At 60.7% G+C, this 23,762-nt stretch carries 23 protein-coding genes; 10 read left to right on the top strand and 13 right to left on the bottom strand.

The features are described from left to right. The first annotated feature begins 13 nt into the window (after positions 1 to 13). On the top strand, positions 14 to 1,672 hold the full coding sequence (locus QYQ93_RS01100; RefSeq protein WP_338476102.1) for an FAD-dependent oxidoreductase: 1,659 nt from the start codon (positions 14 to 16) through the stop codon (positions 1,670 to 1,672). A 35-nt stretch (positions 1,673 to 1,707) separates the two neighbouring features. Here QYQ93_RS01100 and QYQ93_RS01095 read toward each other — a convergent pair whose 3' ends face one another. From QYQ93_RS01095 to QYQ93_RS01070, 6 genes are all read right to left on the bottom strand, one after another. Then, positions 1,708 to 3,012 carry an MFS transporter gene (locus tag QYQ93_RS01095; RefSeq protein ID WP_043048277.1) on the bottom strand — a complete coding sequence of 435 codons (1,305 nt, stop codon included), beginning with the start codon at positions 3,010 to 3,012 and terminating at the stop codon, positions 1,708 to 1,710. 196 nt (positions 3,013 to 3,208) lie between these two features. Further along, positions 3,209 to 4,357, bottom strand: coding sequence for a galactonate dehydratase (dgoD, locus tag QYQ93_RS01090; RefSeq protein WP_003187297.1), 1,149 nt, complete (start codon positions 4,355 to 4,357; stop codon positions 3,209 to 3,211). Between the two features lie 48 nt (positions 4,358 to 4,405). Then, entirely contained in the window at positions 4,406 to 5,026 is a 621-nt protein-coding gene (locus tag QYQ93_RS01085; RefSeq protein ID WP_338476101.1) for a 2-dehydro-3-deoxy-6-phosphogalactonate aldolase, read from the bottom strand. A gap of 1 nt (position 5,027) precedes the next feature. Further along, on the bottom strand, positions 5,028 to 5,987 hold the full coding sequence (locus QYQ93_RS01080; RefSeq protein WP_043048275.1) for a 2-dehydro-3-deoxygalactonokinase: 960 nt from the start codon (positions 5,985 to 5,987) through the stop codon (positions 5,028 to 5,030). A 176-nt stretch (positions 5,988 to 6,163) separates the two neighbouring features. After that, positions 6,164 to 6,490 carry a DOPA 4,5-dioxygenase family protein gene (locus QYQ93_RS01075; RefSeq protein WP_043048273.1) on the bottom strand — a complete coding sequence of 109 codons (327 nt, stop codon included), beginning with the start codon at positions 6,488 to 6,490 and terminating at the stop codon, positions 6,164 to 6,166. Positions 6,491 to 6,520: 30 nt separating this feature from the next. Beyond that, positions 6,521 to 7,471, bottom strand: coding sequence for a choline sulfate utilization transcriptional regulator (locus QYQ93_RS01070; RefSeq protein WP_338476100.1), 951 nt, complete (start codon positions 7,469 to 7,471; stop codon positions 6,521 to 6,523). A gap of 103 nt (positions 7,472 to 7,574) precedes the next feature. On the opposite strand from QYQ93_RS01070, the gene betC reads away from it, so the two are divergent. From betC to QYQ93_RS01055, 3 genes are all read left to right on the top strand, one after another. Beyond that, positions 7,575 to 9,089, top strand: a complete 1,515-nt coding sequence (gene betC, locus QYQ93_RS01065) for a choline-sulfatase (RefSeq protein ID WP_043048271.1) — start codon at positions 7,575 to 7,577, stop codon at positions 9,087 to 9,089. 18 nt (positions 9,090 to 9,107) lie between these two features. Further along, positions 9,108 to 10,028 carry a choline ABC transporter substrate-binding protein gene (gene choX, locus QYQ93_RS01060; RefSeq protein ID WP_043048270.1) on the top strand — a complete coding sequence of 307 codons (921 nt, stop codon included), beginning with the start codon at positions 9,108 to 9,110 and terminating at the stop codon, positions 10,026 to 10,028. 160 nt (positions 10,029 to 10,188) lie between these two features. After that, on the top strand, positions 10,189 to 11,757 hold the full coding sequence (locus tag QYQ93_RS01055; RefSeq protein WP_338476099.1) for a SulP family inorganic anion transporter: 1,569 nt from the start codon (positions 10,189 to 10,191) through the stop codon (positions 11,755 to 11,757). A gap of 112 nt (positions 11,758 to 11,869) precedes the next feature. Here QYQ93_RS01055 and aroE read toward each other — a convergent pair whose 3' ends face one another. Next, the gene (gene aroE, locus QYQ93_RS01050) at positions 11,870 to 12,688 is read right to left on the bottom strand and encodes a shikimate dehydrogenase (protein ID WP_043048268.1); all 819 of its coding nucleotides are present in this window, start codon (positions 12,686 to 12,688) and stop codon (positions 11,870 to 11,872) included. Next, positions 12,688 to 13,620: an oxygen-dependent coproporphyrinogen oxidase gene (gene hemF / locus QYQ93_RS01045; protein ID WP_217880658.1), complete on the bottom strand. Its 933-nt coding sequence runs from the start codon at positions 13,618 to 13,620 to the stop codon at positions 12,688 to 12,690. The genes aroE and hemF overlap by 1 nt, the downstream gene beginning before the upstream one ends. 160 nt (positions 13,621 to 13,780) lie before the next feature. Here hemF and QYQ93_RS01040 point away from each other — a divergent pair, with 160 nt between their 5' ends. Beyond that, entirely contained in the window at positions 13,781 to 14,758 is a 978-nt protein-coding gene (locus tag QYQ93_RS01040) for an NADPH:quinone reductase (protein ID WP_043048266.1), read from the top strand. A 105-nt stretch (positions 14,759 to 14,863) separates the two neighbouring features. Here the strand turns inward: QYQ93_RS01040 and QYQ93_RS01035 are convergent, their stop codons facing one another. The 3 genes from QYQ93_RS01035 to QYQ93_RS01025 form a co-directional block, all read right to left on the bottom strand. Beyond that, positions 14,864 to 15,421, bottom strand: a complete 558-nt coding sequence (locus QYQ93_RS01035; RefSeq protein ID WP_217880659.1) for an L-threonylcarbamoyladenylate synthase — start codon at positions 15,419 to 15,421, stop codon at positions 14,864 to 14,866. Between the two features lie 75 nt (positions 15,422 to 15,496). After that, positions 15,497 to 16,600, bottom strand: coding sequence for a DNA-processing protein DprA (gene dprA / locus QYQ93_RS01030; protein WP_217880660.1), 1,104 nt, complete (start codon positions 16,598 to 16,600; stop codon positions 15,497 to 15,499). A 63-nt stretch (positions 16,601 to 16,663) separates the two neighbouring features. Then, entirely contained in the window at positions 16,664 to 17,440 is a 777-nt protein-coding gene (locus QYQ93_RS01025; protein ID WP_338476096.1) for a peptidoglycan-binding protein, read from the bottom strand. A gap of 135 nt (positions 17,441 to 17,575) precedes the next feature. On the opposite strand from QYQ93_RS01025, the gene def reads away from it, so the two are divergent. The 5 genes from def (at position 17,576) to QYQ93_RS01000 (ending at position 22,138) form a co-directional block, all read left to right on the top strand. Then, positions 17,576 to 18,082, top strand: a complete 507-nt coding sequence (gene def, locus QYQ93_RS01020; RefSeq protein ID WP_034116599.1) for a peptide deformylase — start codon at positions 17,576 to 17,578, stop codon at positions 18,080 to 18,082. 69 nt (positions 18,083 to 18,151) lie between these two features. Further along, positions 18,152 to 19,105 carry a methionyl-tRNA formyltransferase gene (gene fmt / locus QYQ93_RS01015; protein WP_338476095.1) on the top strand — a complete coding sequence of 318 codons (954 nt, stop codon included), beginning with the start codon at positions 18,152 to 18,154 and terminating at the stop codon, positions 19,103 to 19,105. After that, positions 19,102 to 20,412 (top strand): 16S rRNA (cytosine(967)-C(5))-methyltransferase RsmB, encoded by a 1,311-nt coding sequence (rsmB, locus tag QYQ93_RS01010; protein ID WP_338476093.1) that lies wholly within the window; start codon positions 19,102 to 19,104, stop codon positions 20,410 to 20,412. Before fmt ends, rsmB begins: the two co-directional genes overlap by 4 nt. Positions 20,413 to 20,434: 22 nt before the next feature. Continuing rightward, a complete protein-coding gene (gene trkA / locus QYQ93_RS01005) occupies positions 20,435 to 21,808 on the top strand; it encodes a Trk system potassium transporter TrkA (protein WP_043048258.1) in 1,374 nt (457 codons plus the stop codon). 18 nt (positions 21,809 to 21,826) lie between these two features. Beyond that, the gene (locus tag QYQ93_RS01000) at positions 21,827 to 22,138 is read left to right on the top strand and encodes a hypothetical protein (RefSeq protein WP_043048257.1); all 312 of its coding nucleotides are present in this window, start codon (positions 21,827 to 21,829) and stop codon (positions 22,136 to 22,138) included. Positions 22,139 to 22,270: 132 nt separating this feature from the next. Here QYQ93_RS01000 and QYQ93_RS00995 read toward each other — a convergent pair whose 3' ends face one another. Both QYQ93_RS00995 and QYQ93_RS00990 read right to left on the bottom strand, forming a co-directional pair. Next, a complete protein-coding gene (locus QYQ93_RS00995; RefSeq protein WP_014716285.1) occupies positions 22,271 to 23,158 on the bottom strand; it encodes a lysophospholipid acyltransferase in 888 nt (295 codons plus the stop codon). 40 nt (positions 23,159 to 23,198) lie between these two features. Next, entirely contained in the window at positions 23,199 to 23,756 is a 558-nt protein-coding gene (locus QYQ93_RS00990) for a DNA-3-methyladenine glycosylase I (RefSeq protein ID WP_043048256.1), read from the bottom strand. Positions 23,757 to 23,762 lie beyond the last annotated feature (6 nt).

The following is a 23,762-nucleotide window of genomic DNA, read 5'->3' as shown; positions in this document are numbered from 1 at the left end:
TCAGGAGTACATCATGGCATTTGATCTCGTCACCCCTTCAGACCGCCGTCATTCAACATTGCAGAAAGGTTTCAACCTGCGCTGGCCACTCGGCAACGTGCAGGGCCAGTCCTCGCCCAATGGCGCCAACCTGATCTACCTCTGCCACAGCCCGCAAGACATCATTGACGCCGCCGCACAGGCATTGGCCCAACCCAACGGTCGCATTACCGTGCGCAGCGGGGGCCATTGCTACGAAGGTTTTGTCGCCAACAAGATGCCTGATAGCCCCCATGAGGTGCTGTCGATCCTGGATATCAGTGCGCTGAACCGAGTGGTCTACGACGCTGCCGGGCAAATCGGTTCCGATCTGGACCCAGATGCAACTGAACGCTATAGCTTTCGCCTCGAAGCCGGTGCGCAAAACTGGGATGTCTACGTAGCGTTATACAAACTGGCCAACAAGACCCTGCCAGGGGGGTCGTGCTATTCGGTGGGTCTGGGCGGGCACATTTGCGGGGGCGGCTATGGGCTGCTGTCGCGCAAATATGGATTGGTGTGTGACTGGCTCAGCGGTGTGGATATCCTGGTGCCCGATTTCGAAGGCAAAGCTCTCAAAAAGCATCACGTTTCCCGGGACAGCGCCAGCCAGGATGAACTGGACCTGTTCGCTGCGTGCTGCGGTGCGGGCGGCGGGCAGTTCGGCATCATCACCAGCTACTACTTCAAAGACCTGCCACCGGCGCCGAAGGAGGTGCTGTGGCTGGTGCTGGAATGGGACTGGTCCGTACTGACCAAGCCTGCACTCGATAACCTGCTGGTGGCCTATCAGTCATGGTTCGCCAGTAATCAAGGCAACCCGGACACCTGGGGGCTGGCGACCAAATTGGAGATGCGCCACCGACACACGGGCAACATGACCTTGGGCATTCACTATGTGGACAAGGCTGGGGAACTGAACGACCGGGCGCCCTTCGATGACTTTGTCAGCAGAATGCTCACCGCCATTGGCCTGCCCGCGACCGAATCGCTGGTGCCGTTTCATGTCATCCATCTGCCGCCCGGCACCGCCACCGGTCGCACCATCGACTCAGTCTCAGCCGCGAAGGCAGCCGAGCAGCGCCTGGATTGGCTGGTGTGCCAACAGACGTTGAATGGCTCAGGGGACAACCAGCGGGGGCGCTATAAGTCGGCTTACCAAAAGGGCCCATTCACCCCTCAGGTACTGGACGCCATCTGGTCCACATTGAACTGGCCAGACCCAGACAAGCACCTGACACAAAGCCTTATCCAGATTCAGTCTTTCGGTGGCCAGATCAATGCCGTCAGCGCGCCAGTGCGCAGGGAATCCTCAGCCGCGCAGCGCTCTTCCTACCTCAAATGGCAGCCACAATGTTATTGGCGCGATGCCAGCGCCGCTTCGGACCAAGCCCACGCCAGCTGGATCCGAGGGCTGTACCTCAACGCGTTTGCCGATGATCAGGGCGTACCGATCAACAATGAATTCGAAGGTTGCTACATCAACTACCCTGACCTCGACATGACGTACGTGGGTGGCAATCCGCCCAACGGCAAAAACCCCCAGTGGTACCGAATCTTCTTCCCCGACCTGATCATCGAAAGCCGATTAAGGCGTACCAAGCAGCGCTGGGACCCACACCATATTTTTCGTAACGAGATGTCGGTGCCGTAGCTCGAAAAAAAGGGCGACCCTAAGGTCGCCCGTTTTTACAGCTCGATCCGCTCGACTTTACCTACGAGCAATATGTAGGAAAGCGCACCAAGCAATGCCAGTACCGCAATATAGGTAATCGCCGGCGCAAACGAATCGCCGCTGGCCAGAAAACCAATCACGATAGGCGTGGCAATCGCTGCCAGGTTACCGATGAAGTTGAACACCCCACCGGTCAGCCCCAGCAACCGGGCAGGCGCCAGGGTCGACACCAATGACCAGGTGATCGATGCAAGGCCATTGCCGAAAAACGCCACCGCCAGGAACGCGATGACCCACGCCGTGGAGTCCACGTAGTTGGCGCCGATGATCGCCGTAGAAATCAGCAGGCCGCTGATGATCGGCAGCTTGCGCGCGAAGCCCACCGAGGCGCCACGGCGAATCAGCCAATCGGAAAATACCCCCGAACACAGCACGCCCACAAACGCGGCCAGGAACGGCAATGATGCCAACAAGCCTGACTGGATGAAGTCCATGCCGCGATACTTCACCAGGTACGTCGGGAACCAGGTCAGGAAGAACCACAGCGTGGAGTTCAGGCAGAACTGGCCCAGGTAGATGCCCCAGAGTTTGCGCTTGCTCAGCACGATACCCAGGTCGACCCAACTGAAGGGCGCCTTGACGGTTTGTGCCTGCATGTCCACCAGGCCGCCGCCATCACGGATCAACTGGATTTCAGCCGCATTGGCGCCCTTGAAATCCTTCGGCTCACGGTACACCGCGTACCAGATCGCGGCCCACAGGATACCGACGCCACCGGTAACGACAAACACCATGTGCCAGCCATAATGATGTTGCAGCCAGGCAAGGACCGGCGTAAGGAACGCCAGGCCAACGAATTGCCCGGAGGTGTAGACGCCAATCGCGGTCGCGCGCTCGCGCTCAGGGAACCAGGTGGTGACCACACGGCTGTTGATCGGATAGGCCGGTGCTTCCAATGCGCCCACCGCCATGCGCAACACGAAGAGCGCGATAAAGCTTGCGGCGAAACCGAGCATAACGGTGGCGATCGACCACAGCAGCAGGGCGACCGTATAGAGAATACGCGGCGGCACACGATCTACCAGCCAGCCGCCGGGGATTTGCATGGCCGCGTAAGTCCAGCCGAACGCCGAAAAAATCAGCCCGACCTGCACCGGGTCGATGCCCAGGTCGCTGGTCAGCGCCGGGGCGGCAATCGACAGGTTGCTGCGGTCGAGGTAGTTGATAACCACGGTGATAAACAGCAGCACCATGATGAAGAAACGCTTTCGGCTGGGCGTGACTAAAGAAGCCTGCCCGGGGAGGGATTCAGGATGCATGGGGGGTGCCTCTTCTTATGTTTATTGAGGATAGGTCTAACTGAATAAACGCGGTTAGAAATGTGGGAGGGGCGGTGCGACGATTCGACTTGCCCCCGATGGCTGAGTGTCAGTCGACATCGTCGGTGGCAGATTTACCGCTATCGGGAGCAAGCCCCCTCCCACATTTTTGAACCGCAGTTGCGTCAGTCAGAAATCACCACTCGGCAAAACTGCCATCGGCATGACGCCAGATCGGGTTGCGCCAGCGATGGCCAATAGCCGCGCGCTCAACCACATATTCCTCGTTGATCTCGATGCCCAGGCCCGGCCCGTTCGGAATTTTCACAAAGCCCTGGTCATAGTCGAATACCCCCGGGTCACGCACATAGTCGAGCAGATCATTGCTCTCATTGTAGTGAATGCCCAGGCTCTGCTCCTGGATAAACGCGTTGTAGCAAACCGCATCCAACTGCAAGCACGCCGCCAGCGCGATGGGGCCCAGCGGGCAGTGCAGGGCCAAGGCCACGTCGTAGGCTTCGGCCATGTTGGCGATCTTGCGGGTTTCGGTAATACCGCCTGCGTGAGAGGCATCCGGCTGGATGATGTCGACATAGCCTTCGCTGAGCACGCGCTTGAAATCCCAACGCGAGAACAGGCGCTCACCCAAGGCAATCGGTGTGCTGGTCAGCGGTGCCAGTTCTTTCAACGCTTCGTAGTTTTCGCTGAGCACCGGCTCTTCGATGAACATCAGCTTGTACGGGTCGAGTTCTTTCATTAGAACCTTGGCCATGGGCTTGTGCACGCGGCCATGGAAGTCGACGCCGATCCCTACGTTAGGGCCTACCGCATCACGCACGGCCGCGACGTTGGCCAGGGCCAGGTCGACTTTTTCAAAACTGTCGACAAACTGCAACTCTTCGGTACCGTTCATCTTCACTGCAGTAAAGCCACGAGCCACGGCCTCTTTGGCGGCGCGGGCGGTGTCGGCGGGACGGTCACCGCCGATCCAGGAGTACACTCGGATCTTGTCGCGCACCTGGCCGCCCAGCAGATCGCTGACCGACACCCCTAGGGCCTTGCCCTTGATATCCCACAGGGCCTGGTCGATGCCGGCGAGGGCACTCATGTGCACGGCTCCGCCACGGTAGAAGCCGCCGCGATAGAGCACGGTCCAGATGTCTTCGATATTGCGTGGGTCTTTGCCGATCAGGTAGTCGGACAGTTCTTCGACGGCAGCCGCGACGGTGTGAGCACGGCCTTCGACCACAGGCTCACCCCAGCCAGTCACGCCCTGGTCGGTTTCGACCTTGAGGAAGCACCAGCGCGGCGGGACGATAAAGGTCGTCAGTTTGGTGATTTTCATCTCTTGTCTCTCTTATAGATGCAGCGCCTGTAGGCGCGGAACTTGATATCAGCTCAGGGCTTTCCAGGCGGCGACATAAGCCTGGGCATGGCTCGCGACCTGATCCACTGTCATTCCCGGCTTGAACAGCCCGGACCCCAACCCGAACCCCTTGGCGCCGGCGTCGATGAACACCTGCATGTTGTCCGGGGTAATGCCGCCCACCGGCAGCAACAAGGTGCCCGTCGGCAGTACCGCCAGCCATGCCTTGATCACTGCCGGGCCGACTTGCTCAGCCGGGAACAGCTTCAATACATCGGCGCCTTCGGCCAGTGCAGCAAAAGCTTCTGTGGGAGTGGCCACGCCAGGTGATAAGTACAGACCCGCCGCCTTGGCGGCACGCAAGACCTTGGCATCGCTATGGGGCATGACGATTACCTGGCCACCCGCAGCCTTGACCTGCTCGACCTGTCCCGGCGTCAACACCGTGCCGGCACCGATCAGGCAATCGGCGGGCAGGCTGTCACGCAGGGTGCGGATGCTGGTGTACGGGTCGGGCGAATTGAGCGGGACTTCGATCACACGAAAACCCGCGTCATACAGCACCTTACCGATAGCCTGGGCTTCGTCCGGGCGTATGCCGCGCAGGATTGCGATCAAACCGTTTTGCGCGAGTGCTCGCTTGAGCATGTCAGGCCTCCGTTACAGGTTGAATGAGCCCAGCCGCCACGGCCAATTGCCACAGGCCGCGTTCGGTGGCTTCCTGCGCCAGGCTCACATGGGCAAAACCGCAAAGGGCGAGGGCGCGTTGATAGCGGACGCAGAGGGGTGCCGCGCCCACCAGGATGATGGGTTTATGTTTGGCGCTGTCTGGCAAGCCGGCGAGTTCGTGGCCGATCAGCAGGCCGGACAGGTAGTCGGGCTGCTGCTCGGGCGCCAGTTCAGCAGTCAGCCCCAGGGTGCGGGCACTGAACAGCGTCGACAGCACGCCACGCTCACCGTCTTTCGAAAGCGCCACCTGCACACCGCGATCGAACGCCTCGGCCTGGAATTGCTCGCACGGTTGCTGGGTGCGGCCCAGGATGCTGTGCTTGCTCAATACCGCAAACAGTTCGCCGGTCATGAAAGTGTCGAAATGGGTAATGCGACCTTCGACCACCTCGACCCATTTGGAATGGCTGCCAGGCAACCCAATCAGCACCTGGGCCCCAAGGCCTTGGAGCACGCCGAGCACCTGGGTTTCTTCGCCGCGCATCACATTGGGCAGGCCAGCCTGTTCGATTACCCCCGGCACGATATGCACATCCATCCCGCGCAAGCTACGCACGCAGTGCAGCGCCTGGCCGAGGCTGGCGACGTCCACAGGGGTGTTGCGATAAGCCGCCTCGCTCCAGCCCTGGGCGCTGCCGACCATGCCGCAGGCGATCACCGGCAGGCCCGGTTGGGCCTCGAGCCAATCGCCGCAGGCGGTATCGAACGCCAACTCAAAACCGTCAGTACAGTCAACGCCGGCGATCTTCCGGGGTTCACTGGGCAAATGCATGATGCCCAAGGCCAGCGAGCGTTGTTCCAGCACCACGCCTGCGGAGCCGAGTTTGTAAGCACGAAGGGAGCTGGTCCCCCAATCGAGCGCGATCAATTGCGCCTGCATCGCTTCACCTGAAATGAGTGGGTGCTGAAAAAAGCAGATGGGCGAATATAAACCTACGGCCAGGGACATCTCAATATATAAATATCAATCCCATATAATGAGACAAGACAAGATAAGTCCTACAGCTCTCCCGGATTTTTGCGACGGAGAGGCAAGGCTTTATCTGATAAGGAAGGTTAAAAAACCGACAAATTCAATTCGCGCATGGCCCCCATCCAGACCGCGTAGTCGGTGTGATCCTTCAAGTCATCGCCGGTTTCAGGGTGCAGGAACACCACCAAACCATTGCGATGCAGCGCCAGCCACGGCAATACCACACCGATGTATTCCGGCTCGAACGCCAGTTGGCAGCTCCAATCCGGGTGCGGGCCCACCGGCTTCTCGTGCACACGGCCCATGCGCAGGGGAAACAGCCTGGCCGCGTCTTCACATAGGGTACGGGCCTGTTCGATAGTGCTGGCATCGAAGTAGATGTGGGCGTGGTAGCCCTTGATACGTTGCATGACGGACTCCGGATCCAATATGCGCCGATCCTAGACCGCAATCGATGGCAGGGCCAGCCCGGTCAACGACTGCGCACTGCTGGCCTGTTCAGCGACCAGCCACTCGACAAAGCGCTCGACCAACTGCCCACGGCGTTTGCGCTGGGGTTGCACCACGTAATAGCCGAAACGCGAGGTCACGGTGTCGCTGATCGGTCGACACAGCCAGTTTTGCTCCAGCAGGTTATCCACCAGGTGGCGCCAGCCGATGGCCACACCCTGGCCGGCAATCGCGGCCTGGATCAGCAAGGTGTAATTGTCGAAACGCAATTGACCAGGAGTCGGCGCGGCCGTAATACCCAGTTCACGGAACACCCCGCTCCAGTCGAACCACCGGCTGTTATTTTCCTGGCGCAGGTGCAGCAACGGGCAATCTTGCAAGGCCTGCACGGTCAGCGGCGCGGCCTGGTCCTTGAGCCATTGCGGACTGCACACGGGGAATACTTCCTCATTGAACAACCACAGGCTGTCGCCCTGCTTGAAGCGGCCATCGCCAAACAGTACCGCCACATCGATATCGCTGCGCAGGGTGGCGTGGTTGCGCTCACTGGTCACCAGGCTGACATCCACCTGCGGGTTGGCCTGGTGGAAACGGTGCAGGCGCGGCATCAGCCAATAGGCGGCGAAGGCGAAGTCGGTGGCCACTTGCAGCACTTCGTGCTGGTCTTGCTGGGAGATGGCGACGAGGCCCTGGTTGACGCTCTGCAAGCCGCTTTGCACATGCTCGAACAGCAGCGCGCCGGCGTCGGTCAGTTCGATACCGCGATAAATGCGGTCAAACAGGCGGATTGCCAATTGCTCTTCAAGACGCTTGATCTGCTGACTGACGGCCGGTTGAGTAGTGCCCAGCTCCATGGCGGCGGCGGTGAAACTACGATGCCGCGCTGCCGCTTCAAAGGCACGCAGCAGGTCGAGAGAGAGGTTACCCAGCGCTTCATACATAAGCTCAACTTATCCTAGACATTGCTTGGCATGGGCTTTACCCCATGTTTCATAGGCCGCATGCTCATTCGCATAAACACCGCCTATGGAATGCCGAGAAACCATGAAGCGCAAGAACATTCTTTTCATCATGGCCGATCAAATGGCCGCACCCATGCTGCCGTTCTACGGGCCGTCCCCGATCAAATTGCCCAACCTCAGTCGCCTCGCCGCCCAAGGCGTGGTATTCGACGCCGCTTACTGCAACAGCCCGTTGTGCGCACCGTCGCGCTTCACCCTGGTCAGCGGCCAGTTACCGAGCAAGATAGGCGCCTACGACAACGCCGCCGATTTCCCCGCCGATGTGCCGACCTATGCCCACTACCTGCGGCGCCTCGGCTACCGCACCGCGCTGTCGGGAAAGATGCACTTCTGCGGCCCCGACCAATTGCACGGCTACGAAGAGCGCCTGACCAGCGACATCTACCCCGCCGACTATGGCTGGGCAGTGAACTGGGATGAACCGGACGTACGTCCCACCTGGTACCACAACATGTCCTCAGTGCTGCAAGCCGGCCCGTGCGTGCGCACCAACCAGCTGGATTTCGACGAAGAGGTGGTGTTCAAGGCCCAGCAGTACCTGTTCGATCATATTCGCGAGGACGGCGACCAGCCGTTCTGCCTGACCGTGTCGATGACCCACCCCCACGACCCCTACACCATTCCCAAGCCGTTCTGGGATCTGTACGACGACGCCGACATCCCTTTGCCTGCAACGCCGGCGCAAGGAGATTTGGATCCACACTCCCAGCGGCTGCTCAAGGTCTATGACTTGTGGGACAAACCGCTGCCTGTGGACAAGATCCGCGATGCGCGCCGCGCCTACTTCGGGGCGTGCAGCTACATCGACAGTAATGTCGGCAAACTCCTGCAAACCCTGGAAGACACCGGCCTGGCCGACGACACGCTCATCATCTTCTCCGGCGACCACGGCGATATGCTCGGCGAACGCGGCCTCTGGTACAAAATGCACTGGTTCGAGATGGCCGCCCGCGTACCGCTGCTGATCAGTGCGCCGGGGCAGTTCGCCGCTGGCCGCGTCACTCAGGCCGTGTCCACCGCTGACCTGTTGCCGACCCTGGTAGAACTGGCCGGCGGCGAACTGGACCCGCGCCTGCCACTGGACGGCCGTTCGCTGGTCCCACACTTGCGGGGGCAAGGCGGGCACGACGAAGTGTTTGGCGAATACATGGCCGAAGGCACTATCAGCCCGTTGATGATGATCCGCCGGGGCGCCTACAAATTCATCTACAGCGAAGACGATCCTTGTCTACTGTTCGATGTGCACAACGACCCGCACGAGCGGGAGAACCTCAGCGAGTCACCGGAACACCGGGTGTTGTTCGAAGCGTTTTTGCGTGAAGCGCGGGCTAAATGGGACATCCCGGCGATCCACCAGCAGGTGCTCGCCAGCCAACGCCGTCGCCGCCTGGTGTTCGAGGCGCTGACCCAAGGCAAGCTGAAGAGCTGGGACCACCAGCCACTGGTGGACGCCAGTCAGCAGTACATGCGCAACCATATCGACCTCGACGATCTGGAGCGCAAGGCACGTTATCCACAACCCTGCCAAAACCAATAAATAAACAGAGGGAAGGCCATGCAAAAGTTGACTGTGGTGCTAAGCGTAGCGGTACTCGCCTTAAGCAGCGCCCATGTGTACGCGGACGCCCGTTGTGAAACGGTAAAAATGGCCGATCCGGGCTGGAGCGATATTGCCGCCACCAACGCCATCACGGGTTTCCTGCTGACGGGCATGGGCTACAAGCCCAAGGTCGATACCCTGGCGGTGCCGATTATCTTTGGCGGGCTCAAGGACGGCCAGGTGGACGCGTTCATGGGCAACTGGATGCCCGCGCAGCAGGGCTTCTATGACAAGTTCGTGGCCAACGGCGATGTGGTGCAACTGGCGAAAAACCTCGACGGCACCGAGTTCACCCTCGCCGTGCCGGATTACGTATGGGACGCCGGGGTGCATGAGTTTTCCGACCTGAACAAGTTTGCCGACAAATTCGACAAAAAGATCTACGGCATCGGCTCTGGCGCGCCAGCGAATATATCGCTGCAGGAGATCATCAAGAAAAATGACTTTGATCTCGGCCAGTGGAAGCTGATCGAGTCCAGCGAACAGGCAATGCTTGCCGAAGTCTCGCGGGCGGTGAAGAGACAGCGTTTCGTCACTTTCCTCGGTTGGACTCCACACCCGATGAACGTGCAGTTGAAAATGCGTTACCTCAAGGGCGGCGAAAAGTACTTTGGCGACACCGGCAGCGTGTATACCTTGACCCGCAAGGGTTACGCACAAGCCTGCCCGAATGTGGGAAAACTGCTGACCAACCTGAGTTTTACCCAAGAGATGGAAAACAGCATCATGGCTGAAGTGGCCAATAACAAGGTCAGCAATGCCGAGGCGGCGAAAGCGTGGATCAAGGCCAACCCGGCGGTGCTGGACAAGTGGCTCGACGGCGTGAAAACCATCGATGGCCAGGAGGCATTACCGGCGGTAAAAGCCAAACTCTAAGAGGCGCCGCGATCCAAATGTGGGAGGGGGCTTGCCCCCCGATGACGGCCTATCAGCTATGAATGTACGGGCTGAAACACCGCTATCAGGAGCAAGCCCCCTCCCACAGGGAGCCGGTGTGTACTGATACTCTAAGCCAAACCTTCTACCCGAGCCTGCGATGCCCCGGCCCAACCGCCATACCCTCTTCCCCTTCCTCAGTTGGCTCCCGCGTCAAACCCGCGCCAGCATCGGTAGGGATGCCATCGTCGGCCTCAGTGGCGCCGTGCTTGCCTTGCCGCAGTCGGTTGCCTACGCGCTGATCGCCGGCCTGCCACCGGAATACGGGCTCTACGCGGCAATCGTCCCGGTGTTGATCGCCTGTCTGTGGGGCTCTTCCTGGCACCTGATTTGCGGGCCTACGGCAGCCATTTCCATTGTGCTTTACGCCAGTATCAGCCCCTTGGCCGTGCCGGGCTCACAGGACTACATCACGCTGATCCTGTTACTGACCTTGCTCGCCGGGGTATTCCAGTGGCTGCTTGGCTTGCTGCGCTTCGGCGCACTGGTGAATTTTGTATCCCATTCGGTGGTGCTGGGTTTCACCCTGGGCGCGGCCGTGGTCATCGCCCTGGGGCAGTTGCCCAACCTGATGGGGCTGGATTTGCCGAGCCAGGCCACAGCCATCAATAGCTTGCTGGCACTGATCGACCATGGCGCAGAATGGGACCACGCCTCCCTCGCCCTGGGGCTTGGCACTTTACTGGCCGGTGCATTGCTCAAGTATCTGGTGCCACGCTGGCCAACGCTGCTCATCGCCCTGACCCTGGGCAGCCTTGCGGTATGGCTGTGGCCGACAATGTTCGGGCATGTGGCGCTGGTCAGTGCGTTTATCGGCAAGCTGCCGCCGTTCAGCCCGTTGCCGATGGACCTGGACCTGGTCTTGCGCTTGCTGCCCAGCGCCGTAGCGGTAGGGATGCTGGGGTTGGTGACCAGCCTGTCGATTGCCCGCTCACTGTCAGCCCGCTCGCAAAAGTTGCTCGACGCCAACCAGGAAGTGCGCGCCCAGGGTTTATCCAACATCGTCGGCGGATTTTTCTCCGGTTACCTGTCGGCGGGCTCCTTCACCCGCTCGGGCCTCAGCTACGAGGCGGGCGCCTGCTCGCCGTTGGCGGGAGTGTTTTCGGCACTGTGGGTGGCGTTATTCGCGTTATTTGGCGCGGCTTTAATCGCACATATTCCAATCCCAAGCATGGCCGCGAGCATCCTGCTGATTTGCTGGGGCCTGATAGACCACCGGGCCATTCGAGCATTATTCCGAGTCAGTCGCGCCGAATTCGTGGTGATGAGCCTGACGTGTGTCGCCACTTTACTGCTGGAACTGCAAACGGCCATTTATGCCGGGGTGCTGGCGTCGCTGTTTTTCTACCTCAAGCGCACCTCGCAGCCACGGGTTCAGCAATGGCGCGATGGTGATGAAGATGTGTTGCGAGTGGGCGGCTCGATCTTTTTTGGTGCCAGCCATTACCTGCAAGTGCGACTGCAAAGCTTGCAGGGCGAGCGGGTGGTGATCGAGGCGCAGCAGATCAATTTTATCGACTATTCCGGGGTGGAGATGCTGCATCAGGAGGCGCGACGGTTGGCGGGGTTGGGACGCAGCTTGACGTTGCGTCGGGCCAGGCCGCAGGTCGTTGAAGAACTGAAAAAATTGGAAGGTGCCGATAACTGCCCCATCCATTTCGAAGAATGAACATGATCAAACTGTGGGAGGGGGCTTGCTCCCGATTGCGGCCTGTCAGCTACCAAAATGTGACTGACACACCGCTATCGGGAGCAAGCCCCCTCCCACATTTAGATCTGTATCAGGCCAATTGGCGGCGCAGTTCGGCCAGTACCGGCGCCGAATCCGGGCGCACGCCGCGCCACAGGAAGAAGGCTTCGGCCGCCTGTTCCACCAGCATGCCCAGGCCATCCATTGCCACCACTGCGCCGTGTTCCGTGGCCCAACGGCAAAACGCGGTGGGTTCCTTGGCGTACATCATGTCGTAGCAGAACGTCTTGCCCGGTTCGACCAGGCTGCCGGCAATCGGCGGTACATCGCCTGCCAGGCTGGCCGAGGTAGCGTTGATGATCACATCCACCGGCTCACGCAACCAGTCGAAACCACTGGCAGACACCGGACCCAGGTCATCGAACAGCTCAGCGAGCAGCTCGGCCTTTTCCACGGTGCGGTTGGCAATGATCAAGGATGAGGGTTGCTGCGCCAGCAACGGCTCCAGTGCACCGCGCACCGCACCGCCGGCACCCAGCAACAGGATGCGCTTGCCGTGCAGGTTAAGCCCTGCGTTCACCGTCAGGTCGCGCACCAGGCCGGCGCCATCAGTGTTGTCGCCCAGCAATGTGCCGTCAGCCAATTTGCTCAGGGTGTTCACCGCCCCGGCGCGCTGGGCGCGCTCGGTCAAGGTGTTGGCCAGACGGCAGGCTTCTTCCTTGAAGGGTACGGTGACGTTGGCGCCACGGCCCTGTTGGAAAAACTCACGGGCGCAATGGGTGAAATCCTCCAACGGCGCGAGCAAAGTGCTGTAGTCCAGTTGTTCGCCGGTCTGCTCGGCGAACATACGGTGAATCAGCGGCGATTTGCTATGGCCGATGGGGTTGCCGAACACGACATACCGGTCCATCACACCGCCGCCTTGGGCGCGACGACGCCGAGCCAGTCGCGGTCTTGCAAAAAGTAGTCGGTAAGGCGCGCTTCTTCGCTGCCGACCTCGGCTTTCCAGTCATAGCTCCAACGTACCTGGGGTGGCAGCGACATCAGGATCGACTCGGTGCGCCCACCCGATTGCAGGCCAAACAAGGTGCCACGGTCATAGACCAGGTTGAACTCAACGTAGCGGCCGCGGCGGAACTCCTGGAACTGGCGCTGCTGCTCGGTATAGGCCATGGCCTTGCGGCGCTGCACAATCGGCAGGTAAGCGTCGATATAGGCATCGCCGATAGCACGAATGAAGGCAAAGCAGGTGTCGAAGCCCCACTCGTTCAAGTCATCGAAGAACAGGCCACCGATGCCACGGGGCTCATTGCGATGCTTGATGTGAAAGTAGGTGTCGCACCAGGCTTTGTAGCGCGGATAGACGTCCGGGCCAAAGGGCGCACAGGCCTGCTCGGCCACGCGGTGCCAGTGGACGCAATCTTCTTCATTGCCGTAGTACGGGGTCAGGTCAAAGCCGCCACCAAACCACCACACCGGTTCTTCGCCGTCTTTTTCTGCGATGAAAAAGCGCACGTTGGCGTGGGAAGTCGGTACATGCGGGTTGTGCGGATGGATCACCAACGACACGCCCAGGGCTTCGAAGCCGCGACCGGCCAGCTCAGGGCGATGGGCGCTGGCCGACGGTGGCAGGCCACTGCCAAAGACGTGGGAAAAGTTGACGCCGCCTTTTTCAATCACCGTACCGTTCTCGATCACACGGGTGCGACCGCCACCACCGGCAGGCCGGGTCCAGGCGTCTTCGATAAAGCGAGTGTCCGTCTCGAAGGTTTCCAGGGCGCTGCAAATGCGATCTTGCAGGTCAAGCAGATAGGCTTTAACAGCCTCGGTGCGGGTAGTCATGGCATCACCTTGAATCGGGCAAAGCTACGCGAGGCCACTGGGCGTCGGCGGCAAATGGGCGCACAGGATACCACTGCATTACATTGCATCGCAGTTGACGAAGATCAAGCTTAGGAGTGGGATAGGGGGCTACGCGAATGCAACCTCAGGAGAAGTGCAGATGGCCAAACGTATCCAGTTCAGCGCCCATGGCGGCCCCGAAGTTCTCGAATATGTGGACTACACGCCGGCGGAGCCTGGCCCGCAGCAGGTTCGCGTGCGTAACGAGGCGATCGGCCTGAACTTCATCGATACCTATTTCCGCAGTGGCCTCTACGCACCGCCCGCCCTGCCATCGGGCCTGGGCGCGGAAGGCGCCGGTGTGGTGGATGCCGTTGGCAGTGAAGTCACGCAGTTCAAGGTCGGCGACCGCGTTGCCTACGGCAGCGGCCCGCTGGGAGCCTACAGCGAGTTACATGTGCTGCCCGCCGCCAATCTGGTGCATTTGCCGGAGGACATCAGCTTTGAACAGGCCGCAGGCGCCATGCTCAAGGGCCTGACCGTGCAGTACCTGCTGCGCCAGACCTACGAGCTGAAAGGCGGCGAGACTATCCTGTTTCACGCCGCTGCCGGTGGCGTCGGTTCCCTGGCGTGCCAGTGGGCCAAGGCCCTGGGGGTGAAATTGATCGGTACGGTCAGCTCCCCGGAAAAGGCTGCCCTGGCCAAATCCCTCGGCGCCTGGGAAACCATCGACTACAGCAAGGAAAATGTCGCACAACGCGTGTTGGAATTAACTGACGGCAAGAAGTGCCCAGTGGTGTACGACGGCGTCGGCAAGGACACCTGGCTGACCTCCCTGGACAGCACGGCGCCAAGGGGTTTGGTCGTCAGCTTCGGCAACGCGTCAGGCGCGGTGGATGGTGTGAACCTGGGCATCCTGTCGGCCAAGGGCTCGCTGTACGTGACGCGGCCGACGCTGGCGACCTATGCCAGCAACCCGCAGGCCTTGCAGGCGATGGCCGATGACCTGTTTTCGATGATCAAGAGCGGCAAGGTGCGGATTGATATCAACCAGCGGTTTTCGTTGGCGGATGCAGCCAAGGCGCAGACGGAGTTGTCGGGGCGCCGTACGACCGGCTCAACAATCCTGTTGCCTTAAGCGAGTCATCCCGGGCAAGCCCACTTCCACATTTGATCTGTGTCCGTCATGACAACGCGGTCAAATTATGGGAGGGGGCTTGCCCGCGATGGCCGCACCTCGGTCTTAGGAGGGCCGCACAACATCCCCGGTTACCAGGTCACGAATCAGGCTCGGGTTCTTGCGCCCACCCAGGGCGCCACCCAATACTAAATCCAGTTGCCCGCGGAAATACTGTTCCACGCGAATCCGCGTGCGTGCCGCCGGACGCCCCTGAGGATTGGCCGACGTGGAAATCAGCGGCCCGACCTGCGCGCACAAATCCCGCACCAACGGGTGGTCCGTGACCCGCAAGGCCACCGTGTCATGCAAGCCTGTGACCCATTCCGGCAGCAAGTCCTGATGGGGCACCAGCCAGGTGTTAGGACCAGGCCAGGTGCTGGCCATGCGTTCGATCCAGGTGTCCGGGAAGTCTTCAAACAGAAAGTCGAACTGACGGATATTGTCCGCCACCAGGATCAGGCCCTTGTCCACTGACCGGTTCTTGATCGCCAGCAGCCGATCCACCGCTTCTTCATTCCACGGGTCGCATCCCAGGCCCCAGACCGCTTCGGTCGGATAGGCAATCACCGCGCCTGCGCGAATTTCTCGTGCGGCTTCCAGCACACGCCACCTGTTGACCATTGTTTACTCTCCGAACTAAAGCTCTGGGCAGTTTACCGATCTTCGTTACAAAACCTAGCTCCAAAGAACTGACGGCTACAAAAGCTGGCAACGCGCAAGCCAGCGTCCGCTTTCACAGGTCACCTGGCCTTCCAGTTCCAGTTCCGTAAGGGTTGCCAGCACCTGGGACAACGGTCGGCCGCTGGCAATCGCCAGGGCTTCGCTGCTATGCGGCGCCGCATGCAGCAGCGCCACCAATGGGTGAATAACCGGAAGCGGCGCGGGACGCGACACCGCTTGCCAACCGCGCAAGCCTTCCAGAATGTGTTCGATGGTTTCCACCAGCACTGCGCCATCGCGAATCAGCTGATGACAGCCCTTGGCTCCGGGATGATGGATGGAGCCCGGGATCGCATACACCTCACGCCCTTGTTCCGCCGCCAGCCGTGCAGTGATCAGCGAACCGCTGGCCATGCTGGCTTCCACCACCAGGACGCCCAGCGAGAGCCCGCTGATAATCCGATTGCGCCGTGGGAAATTGCCGGCCTGAGGCGGCGCATCCAGCGCAAACTCGGAAACCACCGCGCTGCCCTGGGCAATCATCGCCGCCGCGAGCTTGCGATGGCGCTGTGGATAAAAATTTTCCAGGCCAGTGCCGAGCACGCCGATTGTATGGCCGCCCACATCCAGTGCCGCCTGATGCGCCGCGCCGTCTATACCCAATGCGAGACCGCTGGTGATGACAAAACCGGCGCTCGCCAGGCTGCGGGAAAACGCAGCGGCCGTGTCCATTCCCGGGCGCGACGCCCGCCGACTACCGACCATGGCCAACTGGGGTTTTTCCAGAATGCCAGGATTGCCCGCGACAAATAACAACGGCGGCGCGTCATCGATCTGGGCGAGCAGTGCAGGGTATTCAGGCTGGTCCCACATCAGCAAATGCTGGGCCGGGTGGCCCAGCCAAGCCAATGTCTCACTGGCACCATCACGGATTTGCGGGCTACGTCGGGCATCGGCACTGATGGTGGGCAAGCCGAGGGAACGCCAGGCACTGGCAGGCGCACTGATGGCCTTGGAGGCGCAGCCGAAGGCATCGATCAACGTATGAAAACGCTTCGGGCCCAGTTCCGGCAGCCTGTGCAAGCGTAGCCGGGCTTCCAGCTCTGCCGGAGAAATTTCACTACTGTTTATCGGATTCATTTGATCATCCTTGACCGGAACAAGCTGTGGATAACTCTGTTGGTAACTTATTTAGCAGGCTATTTATTGTGATTGTTGAGGCGTCTCAAAACGGTCCTTTATCGCCAGGGCGCGTGAAGCACTGAGCACCAGGGCATAACTGAGCTTTTCATAGGTGCGAAAGACCTGCAGGGTGCCGGCCCGCTCATCAGGAAGTCGGGTCGGCACGCCGGTAAGGGCGTCTCGCACAGTGGCGCCAGTCTTGATCACCGTGAGCAATTGGCCCTCCACCAGGCCATCGCGACGTCCCTTGTTCAGGGTCACGGCATCCAGCACGCCGAACTGAGTGATGCCCCTGGGAATATCGATAATGTGCCCTTCGATGAAGGGTGCTGATTTGCCTGCTTGCAGGTTGGCCAGCTCGACAGGCGGTTCGGCACGGAGCAAACGGTCGCCCGGGCGGATTTCCTGGGTAACCCTTTGCACCGCCAAGGTGGTGAGGTTGTCGGCGAGCAAAAAGCGTGCAGTGCCGATGTCATTGGCGTTGATGCCCAGTAGCTCCTGGGTGTCAGGGTCGATGTAGGCCTTGCCCTGACGAAAGATCCCGTAGCTGGGCTGGGCCGGGTCCAGGCTACCGCGAGCATGTATACGCTCGCCGTTGGCGCCCAGCACACGTCCGCCTTGTACCGCGACTATGTAAGGTGCGTTGTCCAGGTCCTGGGGTGAATCGAGAATCCGGTTATGCAGCAGGAAGTGCTCGATGGCCTGTTGCGGCGCCTGGCCCAGGCGCTCGGTGGGCTGTGCAATCAGTGCCGTGGCAAGCGGAGCCCATAGCAGCAAGACGAGTAGCGATTTCCTCATGGGGTCAATCTCCTTTATTATGTGCGTTCGCGTGAAATGTCATGGCCTTCGCGGCTTCCGAGCGTTTCACACCGGCCGTGTGGGTCCATCCCACCGCCGATTGGTCTCTACCTCACATGTGCAGCAATTACGCTTATGGCTATTTTGAACATCCTCGAATTTCCCGACTCGCGCCTGCGCACGATCGCCAAGCCGGTGGCCGTAGTGGACGACAAGGTTCGTCAGTTGGTCGATGACATGTTTGAAACAATGTATGAAGCCCCGGGCATCGGCCTCGCCGCCACCCAGGTCAACGTGCATCTGCGCGTCGTGGTCATGGACCTGTCGGAAGATCGCAGCGAGCCTCGGGTATACATCAACCCCGAGTTCGAACCGCTGACCGACGAGATGGGCGAATACCAGGAAGGCTGCCTGTCGGTGCCGGAGTTCTACGAGAACGTCGAACGCCCGTTGCGCGTGAAGATCAAGGCCCTGGACCGTGATGGCAAACCGTTCGAGCTGGTTGCCGAAGGCCTGTTGGCGGTGTGCATCCAGCATGAATGCGACCACCTCAACGGCAAGCTGTTTGTCGATTACCTGTCCACGCTCAAGCGTGACCGGATCAAGAAGAAGCTGGAAAAAAAGCATCGCCAGCAAGCTTGATACCCTTCTTCCAAAGGCTTGCTGCGGCAAGCCTTTTTCTTTTGTGACTGCTTTTAACCGAGAACGCCCATGACCGAGCCATTGCGCATTGTTTTTGCCGGCACCCCTGAATTCGCCGCCGAACACCTCAAGGCGCTGCTTGCCAGCCCTTATGACATCGTCGCGGTGTATACCCAGCCGGATCGCCCGGCCGGTCGCGGGCAAAAACTGATGCCGAGCCCGGTCAAGCAATTGGCGCTGGAGCACAATATCCCAGTGCTGCAGCCACCGACCCTGCGTAATGCCGAGGCCCAGGCCGAAATGGCCGCGCTGAAACCGGACCTGCTGGTGGTGGTGGCCTACGGCTTGATCCTGCCCCAGGCGGTGCTGGATATCCCGCGCCTGGGTTGCATCAACAGCCATGCCTCGCTGTTGCCACGCTGGCGTGGTGCGGCGCCTATCCAGCGCGCCGTGGAAGCGGGCGATGGGGAAAGCGGTGTGACCGTGATGCGCATGGAGGCGGGTTTGGACACCGGGCCGATGCTGCTCAAGGTCACCACGCCCATCACCGCCCAAGACACCGGCGGCAGCCTGCATGACCGTCTGGCCGAACTGGGCCCGCCTGCCGTGATCCAGGCCATCGGCGGCCTCGCGGTGGGCACCCTGGAAGGCGAAGTACAGGACGACAGCCTGGCCACCTACGCCCACAAGCTGAACAAGGACGAAGCGCGCATCGACTGGAGCCGCCCCGCCGTGGAGTTGGAGCGTCTGGTGCGTGCATTCAACCCGTGGCCGATCTGCCACAGCAGCCTCAACGGCGAAGCCTTGAAAGTACTCGCCGCATCCTTGGCCGACGGCAAAGGCACTCCCGGCCAGATCATCGGCGCCAGCAAAGATGGTCTGCTGGTGGCTTGTGGTGAACAGGCGCTGTGTCTGACTCGCCTGCAATTGCCCGGCGGCAAAGCGCTGAACTTCAGCGATTTGTTCAATAGCCGCCGTGAGAAATTTGCCCTGGGCACCCTCCTTGGGGTGGCCGCTCAATGAACCCGCGTCTGGCCGCCGCCAAGGCTCTCGCTGCTGTCCTCAACGGCAAGGCTTCGCTGAACAGCTCCCTGCCAACCCAGCTGGATAAAGTCGAAGACCGCGACCGCGGCTTCACCCAGGACCTGGCCTTTGGCACCGCCCGTTGGCAGCCACGGTTGTCGGCGCTGGCGGCCAAGCTGCTGCAAAAGCCGTTCAAGGCCGCGGACGCCGACGTCGAGGCACTGTTGCTGGTGGGCCTCTACCAGTTGCTCTATACCCGAGTGCCGGCCCACGCCGCCATTGGCGAAACCGTCGGTTGCGCCGACAAGCTGAAAAAGCCGTGGGCCAAGGCCCTGCTCAACGCCGTGTTGCGCCGCGCCCAGCGTGAGAGCGACGCGCTGCTGGCCGAGCTGGAACATGATCCGGTGGTGCGCACTGCCCACCCGCGCTGGCTGCAAAAGTCCCTGAAAGCCTTTTGGCCTGAGCAATGGGAAGCCATCTGCGCAGCCAACAACGCGCACCCACCGATGATCCTGCGGGTCAACCGTCGTCACCACAGCCGTGATGCGTATCAGCAGTTGCTGGCCGACGCTGGCATCAACGCCACACCCTGCGTGTACAGCACCGATGGCATCGTGCTCGAAGCCGCCACCGATGTGCGCAGCCTGCCGGGTTTTGCCGAAGGTTGGATCAGCGTGCAGGACGAGGCCGCGCAATTGGCCGGCGACTTGCTCGACCTGGCGCCCGGCCAGCGTGTACTCGACGCCTGTTGTGCGCCGGGCGGTAAGACGTGCCACATCCTGGAAGTCGAAAAAGACCTGGCCGGTGTAGTGGCCGTGGATCTTGAAGCCAAGCGCCTTGTACGTGTACGAGAAAACCTCGCACGCCTGGGCCTGAGCGCCGAACTGATTGCCGCCGATGGCCGCGACACCGCCACTTGGTGGGACGGCAAGCCGTTCCAGCGCATCTTGCTGGACGCACCGTGCTCGGCCACCGGGGTCATACGCCGGCACCCGGACATCAAGCTGACCCGCCAGCCCGACGACATCGCCGCCCTGGCGGTGCTGCAAGGCGAACTGCTCGACGCGCTGTGGCCGACCCTGGAGGTCGGCGGCATCCTGCTTTACGCCACCTGCTCAACCTTGCCCACCGAGAATACCGAGGTCATCGCAGCCTTCCTCGCCCGCACCAGCGGCGCGCGTGAGCTTGATCTCGCGACCACCGCAGGCATCAAGCAGCCTCACGGTCGCCAACTGCTCGCGCAGGAAGGTGGGCACGATGGCTTCTACTACGCCAAACTGATCAAGATCGCCGCCGCGCGCGGCTGAATGGTTTTAAGGGAGTGACCGGATGAAAATCATCATCCTTGGGGCAGGGCAGGTCGGTGGCACGCTGGCCGAACATCTGGCCGGTGAAGCCAACGACATCACCATCGTCGACACCGATGCCGAGCGCCTGCGCAACCTGGGCGACCGCCTGGACATCCGCACGGTGCAAGGCCGCGCATCCTTTCCGACGGTGCTGCGTCAGGCGGGCGCTGACGATGCCGACATGCTGGTCGCAGTGACCAACAGCGACGAGACCAACATGGTCGCCTGCCAGGTGGCCCACACCTTGTTCCATACCCCGACCAAGATCGCGCGTGTGCGCGAGGCGGCCTACCTGACCCGCGCCGGCCTGTTCGATAACGATGCCATTCCCGTCGACGTACTGATCAGCCCGGAACAGGTGGTGACCCACTACATCAAGCGCCTGATCGAAATTCCGGGCGCCTTGCAGGTGATCGACTTCGCCGAAGGCAAGGCACAATTGGTGGCAGTGAAGGCTTACTACGGTGGGCCGTTGGTGGGCCAGCAATTGCGCCAGCTGCGCGAACACATGCCAAATGTGGAAACCCGCGTAGCGGCGATTTTCCGCCGTGACCGGCCGATCCTGCCCCAGGGCGATACGGTGATCGAGGCCGACGACGAGGTCTTTTTCATCGCCGCCAAAGCGAATATTCGCGCCGTCATGAGCGAAATGCGCAGGCTCGATGAAAGCTACAAACGCATTGTTATCGCTGGCGGCGGGCAGATTGGCGAACGTCTGGCCGAGGCCATCGAAAGCCGCTACCAGGTGAAGATCATCGAGATGAGCCCGGCGCGTTGCCGGCATTTGTCCGACACCCTCGACAGCACCGTCGTACTGCAAGGCAGCGCCTCGGACCGCGACCTGCTGATGGAAGAGAACATCGCCGACGCCGACATTTTCCTGGCCCTGACCAACGATGACGAAGCCAACATCATGTCGTCGCTACTGGCCAAGCGGCTGGGGGCGAAGAAGGTGATGACCATCATCAACAACCCGGCCTACGTCGACCTGATCCAGGGCGGCGATATCGATATCGCCATCAGCCCGCAGCTGGCCACCATCGGCACCTTGCTCGCCCACGTGCGCCGTGGCGATATCGTCAGCGTGCACTCATTGCGCCGGGGCGCGGCGGAAGCCATCGAGGCGATTGCCCACGGCGACTCGAAGTCGAGCAAGGTGATCGGCAAGGCCATCCGCGATATTGGCCTGCCGCCGGGTACGACCATTGGCGCAATTATTCGTGATGAAGAAGTGATCATTGCCCACGACGACACGGTGATCGCCACCGGTGACCATGTGATTCTGTTCCTTGTGGATAAAAAACATATCCGCGACGTGGAGAAACTGTTCCACGTGGGCTTGAGCTTTTTCTGATCAGACGGAGTGACCGACATGCTCGAATCCTTGGAAAAAATGCACGCCAAGGGTGTGGATAATTCGCTGCTGCGCTTTGGGTTGGGCAAGGGTTATCTGGACTTGAAGGACAATGCCAAGGCGGCCGAGCATCTAGCCAAGTGCGTCGAGTTCGATCCGAAGTATTCGGCAGCGTGGAAGCTGTTGGGTAAGGCGCAGCAAGGGTTGGGTGATAACGCCGCAGCACGACTGGCTTGGGAGAAGGGCATCGAAGCGGCCCAGGCCCATGGCGATAAACAGGCCGAAAAAGAGATGACCGTGTTCCTGAAAAAACTCGACCGCCAGGCTTAGGCAGATCCAAATGTGGGAGGGGGCTTGCTCCCGATAGCAGTGTGTCAGCCAATGCATAGTTGACTGAACCTCCGCTATCGGTAGCAAGCCCCCTCCCACATTAGTTTTGCATCGACTTTAAGTCAGGTGTAATCAGTACCACCGCGCCTCACCCGGCGGGCGCTTCTTGAAGCGCTTCATGCTCCACATGTACTGGCTCGGGTAGGCGCCGACATAGCGCTCCACCACCTTGCTCATCGCCGCGCAGGAGGTGGCGGTGTCTGTGCTGTACATGTCTTCCGGCGCCGCTTCCAGGATCACCTTGTAGCCCGAGCCGTCCGGCAGGCGCAGGGCATGCAGGAATACGCCCACCGCCTTGTGGCCGGCGAGCATGTTCGGCACGAATTTGCTGGTGAGTGCCTGGGTGGCAAAGAACGGTACGAAGATGCCGGCCGACTCAGCCGGCTCCGGGTCGGCAGGAATGCCCACCTGGCCGCCTTTGCGCACTTCCTTTATCACGCTGAGAATACCTTCCTTGGTCGACGCCGCCACGCGGTTGCCCAGTTGCACACGCTGTTTGCGCAACAATTCGTCCACTGCCTTGAGCTTGGGCGGGCGATAGAAAATGATCGGCTTGCACTGGCTGCAATAGAAATGGTTCAACACTTCCCAGTTGCCCAGGTGGCTGGTGATCCCCACCACGCCTTTGCCGGAGGCCAAAGCTTCGTGCAGCACCTCAAGGCCCTCGACTTCACGGACCAGGTCGATGGAACGCTGCGCCGGCCAGATCCACGCACAGGCGCTTTCGGTCAGGGATTTGCCGATGTCCATCAGGCTACGGCCCACCAGGCGCTCGCGCTCGGCCGGGTCCATGTCCGGGAAGCATTTGGAGAGGTTGATCCGCACCGTGTCGCGGGAACGATTGGGGGTTTTCCACATGATCCAGCCGATGCCCGTGCCGACGGCCTGTACGGCGCGCCAGGGCAGCAGGGCAAACAACCGGAGAGCGCCTACCAGCAAGGCGCCTTTAAACTTTTCCACAGGTCACTCCTGATCGTGTGTGGTGCGCAAAGCCGGCATTCTAACCGGCGTTGGCCAAGTCCGCGTAGCGGTCGCAGTCCTGGGTATGGTCCATGACCATGCCCGATGCCTGCATGAAGGCATAGCAGATGGTCGGGCCGACGAAAGTGAAGCCGGCTTTTTTCAAGGCGCGGCTCATGGCTTCGGCCTCGGCGGTAATCGCCGGGACTTCGCTGCGATCCTTGAAGTGATTGACCTTGGGTTTACCGCCGACAAACGACCAGAGCAGACCCACCGGATCCTCCAACGCCAGCCAGGCGGCGGCATTGCGCCGAGTAGCGTTGAGCTTCAAACGATTGCGCACGATGCCTGGATCCTGCATCAACACCTCGATCTCGTCGTCGCTCAGTTGCGCCAGACGCTGCGCATCAAAGCCAAACAACACCTTTCGATAATGCTCGCGTTTGCGTAAAACGGTGATCCAGGACAGGCCTGCCTGGAACCCTTCGAGCAAAAGCAACTCGAACAAACCCTGCGCATCGCGCAGCGGCGTTCCCCACTCCTGATCGTGATAAGCCATGTACAGCGGATCTTCAGAACACCAAAAGCAGCGTGGCATAAGGCT

The sequence above is a fragment of the Pseudomonas khavaziana genome (genome assembly GCF_036704165.1).
GTDB classification, from domain to species: domain Bacteria; phylum Pseudomonadota; class Gammaproteobacteria; order Pseudomonadales; family Pseudomonadaceae; genus Aquipseudomonas; species Aquipseudomonas khavaziana.
Note: the sequence above shows the minus strand (reverse complement) of the source record. Positions and strands in the feature narration are given on the sequence as shown.

What these genes read in the sequence shown, in the direction of transcription:
- QYQ93_RS01080 (WP_043048275.1), bottom strand. Translation starts at nt 5,987, where the DNA reads ATGCAGGCGCAATTGATCGCGCTCGATTGGGGGACCAGCTCCCTTCGT.
- rsmB (WP_338476093.1), top strand. Translation starts at nt 19,102, where the DNA reads ATGAACCCGCGTCTGGCCGCCGCCAAGGCTCTCGCTGCTGTCCTCAAC.
- QYQ93_RS01055 (WP_338476099.1), top strand. Translation starts at nt 10,189, where the DNA reads ATGCCCCGGCCCAACCGCCATACCCTCTTCCCCTTCCTCAGTTGGCTC.
- dgoD (WP_003187297.1), bottom strand. Translation starts at nt 4,357, where the DNA reads ATGAAAATCACCAAACTGACGACCTTTATCGTCCCGCCGCGCTGGTGC.
- def (WP_034116599.1), top strand. Translation starts at nt 17,576, where the DNA reads ATGGCTATTTTGAACATCCTCGAATTTCCCGACTCGCGCCTGCGCACG.
- trkA (WP_043048258.1), top strand. Translation starts at nt 20,435, where the DNA reads ATGAAAATCATCATCCTTGGGGCAGGGCAGGTCGGTGGCACGCTGGCC.
- aroE (WP_043048268.1), bottom strand. Translation starts at nt 12,688, where the DNA reads ATGGACCGGTATGTCGTGTTCGGCAACCCCATCGGCCATAGCAAATCG.
- hemF (WP_217880658.1), bottom strand. Translation starts at nt 13,620, where the DNA reads ATGACTACCCGCACCGAGGCTGTTAAAGCCTATCTGCTTGACCTGCAA.
- fmt (WP_338476095.1), top strand. Translation starts at nt 18,152, where the DNA reads ATGACCGAGCCATTGCGCATTGTTTTTGCCGGCACCCCTGAATTCGCC.
- QYQ93_RS01075 (WP_043048273.1), bottom strand. Translation starts at nt 6,490, where the DNA reads ATGCAACGTATCAAGGGCTACCACGCCCACATCTACTTCGATGCCAGC.
- QYQ93_RS01025 (WP_338476096.1), bottom strand. Translation starts at nt 17,440, where the DNA reads ATGAGGAAATCGCTACTCGTCTTGCTGCTATGGGCTCCGCTTGCCACG.
- choX (WP_043048270.1), top strand. Translation starts at nt 9,108, where the DNA reads ATGCAAAAGTTGACTGTGGTGCTAAGCGTAGCGGTACTCGCCTTAAGC.
- QYQ93_RS00990 (WP_043048256.1), bottom strand. Translation starts at nt 23,756, where the DNA reads ATGCCACGCTGCTTTTGGTGTTCTGAAGATCCGCTGTACATGGCTTAT.
- QYQ93_RS01035 (WP_217880659.1), bottom strand. Translation starts at nt 15,421, where the DNA reads ATGGTCAACAGGTGGCGTGTGCTGGAAGCCGCACGAGAAATTCGCGCA.
- QYQ93_RS01000 (WP_043048257.1), top strand. Translation starts at nt 21,827, where the DNA reads ATGCTCGAATCCTTGGAAAAAATGCACGCCAAGGGTGTGGATAATTCG.
- QYQ93_RS01100 (WP_338476102.1), top strand. Translation starts at nt 14, where the DNA reads ATGGCATTTGATCTCGTCACCCCTTCAGACCGCCGTCATTCAACATTG.
- betC (WP_043048271.1), top strand. Translation starts at nt 7,575, where the DNA reads ATGAAGCGCAAGAACATTCTTTTCATCATGGCCGATCAAATGGCCGCA.
- QYQ93_RS01095 (WP_043048277.1), bottom strand. Translation starts at nt 3,012, where the DNA reads ATGCATCCTGAATCCCTCCCCGGGCAGGCTTCTTTAGTCACGCCCAGC.
- QYQ93_RS01040 (WP_043048266.1), top strand. Translation starts at nt 13,781, where the DNA reads ATGGCCAAACGTATCCAGTTCAGCGCCCATGGCGGCCCCGAAGTTCTC.
- QYQ93_RS01085 (WP_338476101.1), bottom strand. Translation starts at nt 5,026, where the DNA reads ATGCTCAAGCGAGCACTCGCGCAAAACGGTTTGATCGCAATCCTGCGC.
- QYQ93_RS01070 (WP_338476100.1), bottom strand. Translation starts at nt 7,471, where the DNA reads ATGTATGAAGCGCTGGGTAACCTCTCTCTCGACCTGCTGCGTGCCTTT.
- dprA (WP_217880660.1), bottom strand. Translation starts at nt 16,600, where the DNA reads ATGAATCCGATAAACAGTAGTGAAATTTCTCCGGCAGAGCTGGAAGCC.